We start from the raw sequence: 8694 nt of genomic DNA, 5'->3' as shown, positions 1-8694 counted from the left end.
GCGCGAGGGGGCCGGGTCCGGGGGTTCGTTCAGCGTGGCGGACGCCGAACCGGTCACCGAATGCCTCAGCAGGCGCCCTCGTCCTGCCACGGTCCCCACTGCGAGGCGCCGGGCGTCTCGTTCTGGGTCCACCACTTGGCCTTCCAGTTGTGCTTGCCGTACGAGACCTCGGCCCCGGCCGTGTACGCCGTCGTGGCGCTCCAGGCGGGCCGGCAGGAGGCGGGGGCCGTCGGGGTCGGCGTGGGGGTGGGGGTGGGGGTGGGGGTGGGCGTGGGCGTGGTGGTCGGCGGGGTGACCCCGGCGAACTTCACGGAGTACTTGGCGAAGTCCCAGGCGTTCTGGGCCACGCTGGAGCAGGTGCCGGACGTGCGGCCGCCGTTGTCGGCCGGTGTGCACTGCCGGTCGCGGTTCAGCGACCAGAACGTGAACCGGTCCATGTGGTGATCGGTGGCGTAGTCGAGCACGGTCTGGAAGTCGGCCTGGGCGAAGTACTCACCGGTGTCGCTGCGGCCGTTCATGCCCGAGAAGCCCTCGTGAGCGTAGGCGGTGGCCTCGTCCCAGCCGAAGGTGGATTGGAGCACGCCGTTGAACTTGGTGAGCGCGGCGGTCTGGCTCGCCGCGCCGTTGAAGCCGCCGTCGAACGGCATGATGGAGAAGTTGTTCGGGGTGAACCCCTGCGCCTTGGCCTCCAGCAGCATCTGCTTGCCGAACCAGCCGGTGCCGTCCGCCGTGCCGGCCGTGGTCACGGACACGTACAGCCCGGGGTTGTTCTGCTGGAGGATCTTCGCGGCGCCGATCTCGTTCCTGATCGCCGCGGTGTTCTCGTACTCCGGCTCCTCCAGGTCGAAGTCGATGGCGTGCAGCCCGTACTTGGTGATGACCTGCTGGTAGGCCGCCGCCGTGGACGCCGGGTCCGCGCAGGCCTGGCCGAGCTTGGTGCCGCCGTAGCCGCCGATGGAGACCGAGACGTCCCCGCCCTTGGCCCGGATGGTGTCGATCACCGACCGTACGGCGGTGTCCGAGCCGACCGGCGCCGTGCCGTCCCAGGTGGGCGTGCAGCCACCGCCGTTGGGCGCGAGGACGAAGGCGAGCTGGAACGCCTTCAGGCCGGTGGCGTCCATGATGGCGGCCGGGTCCGGCGGGTCGTTGTCCAGCGGCATCAGATAAGGGGCGGCGGCGTACCAGCGGTTGCCGAGCGCGCCGGTCGCGCCCGAGGCGCTGCCGGCCACCAGCGCGGTGGCGCCGGCCGCGGCGAGGCCGACGGCCGCAGCCGCGCCCAGGCATGCCCGAAGACGTCTCATGTGTGCCTCCAGAGGGTGGGGACCCCAGAGCGGGGAGCCCCACCCTCCGGGAGCTGTTGCGGCCACGTCAATAACCTGGACTAGACCAACTTCCTCTTTGGACTAGACCATACGTTTTCTTTACCTCGCGTCTACCAGGCGCAGCCAGAACGCCACACCGGCCGAGCCCGAACCGGTCGGGGAAGTCGGCACGGGGCACCGCCCGCGACCCCTCCGGCCCCGACAACCCGCTGCCCACCGACACCGAGCACAGCCCGGCCCCTCCCCCGCCGACACCCCCCACCAATCGCCGACGAACCGACGCTGCCACAGCCGTTGGCCCCGGCCACAAGGTCCCCGCCCCAGTCGGCCGGCTCACGCGAAGACCACCTGCTCCGGTGATCCGCGCGCAACGGAACCGGAGGCGTCGACGCAGCCGCCGTACGGGAGGGCGAGGGCTCATCAGGACACAGACCGTGCGCGTGCGAGCGGCCGATCAGTCGCACCGGCACCGCGTAGCAGTTCATCCGGACGCAGATCCGGCTGTAGTGGTCGACCCGCGGAGTGGATGGCCGACCCGTCTCGAACGGGTCCTCCGGCAGTGACGCCGGCAGCGGCTGCTCGGCTGCGCAGTACTCACCGATCGTGCGGGGGGGAACGGACGCGGCGGACGTCGTCCTCCTGGGCCCACCGGTCGATCATGGCGTTGAGCTCGCCCAGCGTGCCCGCTTCAGGGGCGGGGACGAGGTGATCACGGCCGGAACCAGCCGATCCGGCCCAGCGCCGGCGCCGCCCACCAGCGCCGGGTCCGCTTCCGTCACGACCGCCATTCGTTCCGGGTCGCACATTCAGCCCGCGTGTACCCGGGCCGGTGCGGATCACGTGTGTCGTCCAGGGCAGTTGGCATCTGGCTGCCGCATCCGGTCTGTGGGCGCGTGAGGGATCGTTGCACGCCCAGGCCGGATGGGCCAGGCCTCAACTGGCATCTTCAGGCCCCGAATCTTTGGGCTTCAGGCCTGCTCTGGTGCGGCTCAGTTCACGCATCTGAAGCACATGGGCCGCCTGCTCGTGTCCCATGGGTGTGAATTCGAAGAAGCGGCGCGCGGGGCGACCAGAGTGCGGGCCGGTTTCCTCCCGGCTGGTGACCCAGCCACGTTCGGTGAGCCGGTCGAGGATGGGATACACGGTGCCGGGGCCGAGGTCGGCCTTGCGGCAGATCTCGAGGCCCCAGATGTCGTTTCCGTTCCTCTGCGCATCCAGCAGTTCATTCAGGACGGCGATCAGCGGCTTTGTCAGCCGGAGCGGTGTCATACCTTCAGTGAACCATATATCGAGTACGAAGCTAGCTTGGTTTCATGTCCGCTTGGCCCCCCGGCACCTCTCACGAGCCGGCGCAGTGCGCGTAGCAGACGGTCCGCGGCGACATGGTCGTCGTCCTTGATGAGGGACAGTCTTCGCCTCGGCCCTCTTCTGCCCCCCACCCGTGAGAACAGGGCGGATCGGCACACAGAGTGTGCACGCGCACACGGGACCGTGGAGTTCACGCTGACCGGCGAGAACGCCGCCAAGTGCGGTTGCTGCTGCGGGGTTACCGCTGCCCAGCCGGTACGCATCCAGTCACAAGCACTACGCCGCGTGTCCGGCTGCCACCGGATCGTTATGCTCAGTTTCCTCTCAAATCGTTAGGACGCTGGCGGGAGCGGGTCTCTACTGTCTATGGAAACCAAGAAGCTCACGATCTTCGGGTTTCCGCGGAGTGGATTGGGCGCGCCTGGACCAGCTGGGGGCGCGGCGAACGCTCTCAGCGACGCGGGGCGCTTCCCCGCCCGGCCGAAGGGGGTCGGCTCGGATGCCGTCCCGTCGATCCGGGAAAGATCACAGTTTCAAGGCGCACAGGGAATGGAGGAGCCGTTTCAAGAGGTCCGTCCAGTTCCATTTCAGGCCGGACACCGTGTCGGCGGCCTGCGAAGTCCTGCTGGTCGTCGCGTACTTCTACGACAAGTGGAAGTGATGCCAAAAGGGCCGCGGCCTCGGTCGACGGCTGAGGCCGCCCCGCCGGGCCAGAGCCTTGCCCCCAAGGAGCGTACAGCTCGTATCCTCGGACGGGCGGGGCTCTGGACACCGTCTGGCCGGCATCACGCGGACACCGCCCGTGACGGGAACCTGCCCCGCGGAAGGCACGGAACCAGTGCACATTACGTACGGCTTCAAAGAGGGCCAGTGCCCAACCCACCGGCTCCGGGCGCCTCTTCAGTACTCGCCACGGCAGGGAACGGCCGGTCAGCGGACGCCGGCCGCCGCCCACCCGGCCCCCCTGCTGCAACGCCTTACGCACGGCAACCGCGTCAGGCGGAGAACCAGCGTGGCCGGACGGCAGCCCGAGGGGGTGGAGAGCCGCGGCAGCCAATGTCCCGCATCAGCATGGCGACGACACGCTGCAGATCCCCCGTCCGGGCGGGAACAGCACCCTGGTGCCCTCGCGCTCGCCGTCGGCCGGCTCCTCCCCCTCGCAGGCCAGGCGGCCGATGCGGTGGCCGCTCCCCCGGCGACGAGCTGGGCGGCCTCGATCCGGTCGGCGTGCGGGTGCCGGCCCTCGCCGAAGAGGTTGCGCAGTTGCGCCTCGGTTGACGACTCGTCGCCCGGTCGAGGACGGCAAGGCCCCGGCCCGTTCACAGTCCGGCCGGGGCCCCGGCCTCTTCCCGCGCCTGAGCGAGCGAGGGGCGTGCGGGCCGGTCGGCGGCCGTCGCCAACGACGACCTGGCGCAGGTGGTAGCGGCGCACCTCTTCCTGGCGGTGATCAGCGCGATATCCCTCATGGAAGTCACGCCACATGGCCCTACCCGCACAAGAGGCCGATCGGCCGCGCGTCCCGCCACACGGGAGCAGCTGTGTCGTCTGTGCACCCGGAGAAGTGGTACCGGCACGGTCGGCTCACCGGGCGCGGTCGCAAGATCCCTCGTGCAGGACGGTGTGTCAGGAACCGTGGGCCGGGCCGTACAGGTCGTCCGGCGCCCCGGCGGATGCCGTCGGACACTTCACTCCTGACGGGCCGTCGGGGCGGTCGTCCGGGAGAGCAGGCGGAGGGCGGCCTGTGACGGGGAGCCGGGTTCGGCGATGGCGAGCACGATGTGCCGTTCCTCGCCCTGCGGGGGACGCAGGCTGTGCTGCCGGACGGTGAGGCTGCCGACCAGCGGGTGGTGCATCTCGTACACCGCGGAGCCACAGGGGCTGACCCTGTGATCGGCCCACATGGCGGCGAACTCCGGGCTCCTCGTGGTCAGCTCGTCGACGAGCGAGGTGAGCAGCGTGTCGTCGGGGTGTCGGCCGGCCGTCATACGGAGGTTCTCGACGACGGCCCTTGCCTTGCTCGGCCAGTCGGCGTACAGCGCTCGGGTGTGGGGGTCGAGGAAGATCAGGCGGACCAGGTTGGGCCGGTTGCCGGGATCCGCCGGGCCGGCCGGGTCGAGGTGGGGGGCGAACAGCGCGTGTCCCGTCCGGTTCCAGGCCAGGATGTCACTGCGTCGCCCGCTGACGAGGGCGGGAACGTCACCGACAGCCTCCAGCAGGTCGAGGGTCGCCGAGTCGATGTGCTCGGCGGGTGGGCGGTGGACGACCGTACGCCGCTTCGCGCGGTCCGCCAGGTCGTGGAGGTGGCGCTGCTCGGCCTCGTCCAGGTGCAGCGCCCGGCCGATGGCGTCGAGGACCTCGGACGAGGGGCCCATGGACTGGCCTTGTTCCAGCCGGGTGTAGTACGAGGAACTGACGCCGGCCAGCAGTGCCAGTTCCTCACGGCGCAAGCCGGGCACCCTGCGCCGGTCTCCGTAGTCCGGCAGCCCGGCATCCTCCGGATGCAGCTGAGCCCGCCGAGTCCGCAGGAAGTTCCCGAGTTCTCGCTGTCCGCTCATGTGGCCCATTATGTGGGCCTCACAGGCCGGGAACCTGACCCGGCCGGGGATAGGCAAGGTCCGGTCTGGCTCGGTCGCCGTGATGCCGCTGACATGGGTTCCGCACCGTTCACCCGTCGCGACGGCGGCACCCCGTGCGGCGCACCTCTCGTAAGGACGTCCACATGACCGGACTCTTCGACACCGTCGCTTCGTCCGCGGCGTTTTCCGGGAGCTGTCCGGTCGAACCGCCGACGCGTACGGGCCGTGCCGCGCCGGACAGCCGCATCGCCCTTGAGGAAGCGCATGGAAAGCCACATGAACACCATCACCCTGGGTGACGTCACGCTCACCCGCGTCCGGGAGTATTTCGGGCCCGTGGACATGACCCCCGAGACGTTCTTCCCGGACAGCCCCGCCCAGGCATGGGAGGAACACCGCACCATGCTGGTCCCCAACTTCCTGGACGACGGGACCCGGATCGTCCCTTCGGCGATCCAGACCTGGCTCCTGCGCAGCGAGGGCAGGACCATCCTCGTCGACACCGGCGTGGGCAATCACAAGGAGCGCCCGTACGCCCCTGTGTGGAGCCGGATGGACACCGGATTCCTCGACAACCTCGCCCGCGCCGGAGTCCGCCCCGAGGACGTGGACATCGTGATCAACACACACCTTCACATCGATCACGTCGGCTGGAACACGTATCTCGACGGGCGTACCTGGGTGCCCACCTTTCCCAACGCCACCTACCTGATGCCGAAGGACGACTTCGACTTCTGGAACCCGGAGAACGGCCACACGAGCGTGCTCGGCCGCGGCAACCAGAACGTGTTCGAGGACAGTGTCGCCCCGGTGCACCAGGCCGGCCAGACACTGCTGTGGGAGGACAGCCACCAGATCGACGCCGGTCTGCGCCTGGAGTCCGCGCCGGGGCACACCCCCGGATCCTCCGTACTGATCCTCACCTCCGGGACGGACCGCGCGGTGTTCGTCGGTGACCTGCTGCACAGCCCGGTGCAGATCCTCGAACCGGACTCCAACAGCTGCTTCTGCGAGGACCCCGCGCAGGCGCGCGCCACCCGCCGCAAGATCCTGGGCTGGGCGGCGGACAACCACGCCCTCGTCGTGCCCGCGCACCTGGGCGGTCACGGAGCCGCGCAAGTGGTGCGCGACGGCGGCAAGTTCGCGATCAAGAGCTGGGCTCCCTTCGCCCCCTACACCGAACAGGGCTGAGCCCTGCGGAAAGGAACTCCGGTGAACCATCGCACCCACCCCGTCGTCACGACGACGCAGGGACCCGTCCGCGGCCTGCGCCAAGGCGGCGTCGCCACATTCCTGAACATCCCCTACGCCGCCCCGCCCCGCGGCGCCGCCCGGTTCGCGGCGCCCCGCCCGCACGAACCGTGGGACGGCATACGGGATGCCACGACGCCGGGACCCAACGCTCCGCAGCCCGCGCGCAAGCTCGGCCGTCTCGACATGTCCCCCTACTTCGGGGCTGGTTGGAGCCGCGGTGAGGACTACCTCACGGTCAACGTCTGGGCGCCCGCCGACGCGGACGGCGACCTTCCCGTCATGGTGTTCGTCCACGGCGGTGGATTCGTCGCCGGGTCGACACGGTCCGCGCTGTACGACGGTTCCGCGTTCGCCCGCGACGGTGTCGTCCTCGTCACCCTCAACTACCGACTCGGCGTAGGAGGGTTCCTCGACCTTCCCGGAGCACCCGCCAACCGCGGGCTGCTCGACGTCCTGGCCGCGCTGCGCTGGGTACGGGCCAACATCGCCGCCTTCGGCGGTGCCCCGCACAACGTCACCCTCTTCGGCCAGTCGGCCGGAGCGACCATCGTCGGGGGCGTCCTGGCCACTCCCGAAGCGGGGGGACTGTTCCACCGGGCGATCGTCCAGAGCGGCAGCGGTCTGGGCGCGTTCACGCCCGAGCAGGCCGCCCGCGTCACCGGGGCGGCGGCCCGGGCCCTGGGCATCGAACCGCACGTCGACGCCTTCGCGCGGATCCCCGACGCCCGTCTGGTGGAAGCGGTCTCCGCGCTCGCCGGCACGGACCTGCGGACGGCTACCCACCACGACCCGCTGATCGGGCTCAGCCCTTTCAGCCTGGTCCTGGACACCCAGCCCGCGGAATCCCTCGCCGCGGGCCCCGGCGCCGACGTCGACCTGCTCGTCGGAACCAACACGGAGGAGGGAAACCTCTATCTGGTCCCGGTGGACGCGTACGCCACCGCGACGCGTGCGGACGTCGACGCCATCGCGGCACGTGTGCATCCCGATCCGGACCGGCTCGTGGACACATACCGCGGGACCCGCCCGAGGGCGGCCTTCGGCGAGCTGCGGTCGGCCATCCTGGGCGACGCCCTGTTCGGCGCGGGCAGCCGGGCCCTGGCCGACGCACACGCCGACCGGTCCGGTGGCGCCACCTACGCATACGAGTTCGCGTGGCGCTCCCGCGCCGTCGACGGACAACTGGGGGCCGCCCACGCGGTGGAGCTGCCCTTCGTCTTCGACCTCACGCACCTGCCACGGCTGCACGGCGCCGATGCCCTGCTCGGCCCCGACAGACCGCCCGCCGGTCTCGCCTCCCGTGTGCACGAGACATGGATCCAGTTCGCCAGGACCGGCGATCCCGGCTGGGACCCGTACGACACCGCGCGCCGGGCGACCATGCGTGTCGACGCCGACTGGACACAGATCGACGACCCTCGCGGCCAGGAACACCGGGCATGGACCTGACCCGGCGCGCACATGGTGCGAGGTGTCCTCCCTCACGAGGTGGGCCGGTCGCACCGGGCGAGTGCGCCGGCCATGGCGTCGTGCGCTCGACCTGACGCTCGTCCGGGTCGGCCGGCCGGCTGCCGGGCCGGCGTGTGCCGGCCAACGCCGGGGTCTCGGCTGCGGGAGATGGGCTTCCGGGACTCGCGGCCGGACCACAGGGCGGCGTGCACCCGTCCCGCGCGCCGCATCAGATGCCTGCGGCCTGCGCCACTGCCGGCCCGACACCGCCCTCGGCACTCTCGAAGAGGCCCATCCCGGCGGCCAGGCGGCCGATGACGAGCACCGCTCCCTCCAGAGCGCCGACGGGCAGTACGCACCAGTCTTCCTTGGACCCTCCGTCCACGACGGCGGCCCGCGGACGTCGCCCGGGGCTGGAAGCGGATGACGTTGTACTGGGCCACCGACGCGGCGGACGTCAGGAACTGCGTGGCCGTGCCGATCGCAGCGTACTGCGGGTGGGTCGGCGCCCGCGGACACCAGCGAGCCCGGGGTGGTGCGGATGCCGTACGGCCGCGGGCAGCACCAAGCCGGGGCCGCTCCTCGGCGTTCCGCCGCCCCGACGTCCTCCATCAGGAGGCGCCGCTTCCTCACCATGAGCGCCAGGCCACGAACCTCGCGTACCGCCTGGCCGTCTCCCCACGCCGGGACCTGCTGGCCGTGATCTCGACTGCCGGGCGGGGATTGTCTGTCCCTCACTCAGGTGGTTTCGGCTTGGCAGGGGTGTCCTGTTCGCGGCATGGCGT

General features: G+C 70.7%; 6 protein-coding genes. 2 read left to right on the top strand and 4 right to left on the bottom strand.

Features of this window, described 5'->3' with window-relative positions; genetic code table 11:
* Nucleotides 1-65 precede the first annotated feature (65 nt).
* From H5J33_RS15040 to H5J33_RS15030, 3 genes are all read right to left on the bottom strand, one after another.
* Entirely contained in the window at nt 66-1301 is a 1236-nt protein-coding gene (locus tag H5J33_RS15040) for a carbohydrate-binding protein (protein WP_181795420.1), read from the bottom strand.
* A 954-nt stretch (nt 1302-2255) separates the two neighbouring features.
* The gene (locus H5J33_RS15035) at nt 2256-2591 is read right to left on the bottom strand and encodes a PadR family transcriptional regulator (RefSeq protein WP_181795419.1); all 336 of its coding nucleotides are present in this window, start codon (nt 2589-2591) and stop codon (nt 2256-2258) included.
* Between the two features lie 1724 nt (nt 2592-4315).
* The gene (locus H5J33_RS15030; protein WP_181795418.1) at nt 4316-5185 is read right to left on the bottom strand and encodes a helix-turn-helix domain-containing protein; all 870 of its coding nucleotides are present in this window, start codon (nt 5183-5185) and stop codon (nt 4316-4318) included.
* 297 nt (nt 5186-5482) lie between these two features.
* Here H5J33_RS15030 and H5J33_RS15025 point away from each other — a divergent pair, with 297 nt between their 5' ends.
* Both H5J33_RS15025 and H5J33_RS15020 read left to right on the top strand, forming a co-directional pair.
* Entirely contained in the window at nt 5483-6397 is a 915-nt protein-coding gene (locus H5J33_RS15025; RefSeq protein ID WP_181795417.1) for an MBL fold metallo-hydrolase, read from the top strand.
* A 21-nt stretch (nt 6398-6418) separates the two neighbouring features.
* Entirely contained in the window at nt 6419-7909 is a 1491-nt protein-coding gene (locus H5J33_RS15020) for a carboxylesterase/lipase family protein (RefSeq protein ID WP_181795416.1), read from the top strand.
* A gap of 229 nt (nt 7910-8138) precedes the next feature.
* On the opposite strand, the gene H5J33_RS15015 is transcribed toward H5J33_RS15020, so the two are convergent.
* On the bottom strand, nt 8139-8294 hold the full coding sequence (locus H5J33_RS15015; RefSeq protein WP_181795415.1) for a hypothetical protein: 156 nt from the start codon (nt 8292-8294) through the stop codon (nt 8139-8141).
* Nucleotides 8295-8694: the final 400 nt, after the last annotated feature.

This window comes from Streptomyces sp. WELS2 (assembly GCF_013870595.1).
Lineage (GTDB): Bacteria > Actinomycetota > Actinomycetes > Streptomycetales > Streptomycetaceae > Streptomyces.
The sequence above is the reverse complement of the archived record's forward strand: the minus strand, read 5'-3'. Positions and strand labels throughout refer to the sequence as shown.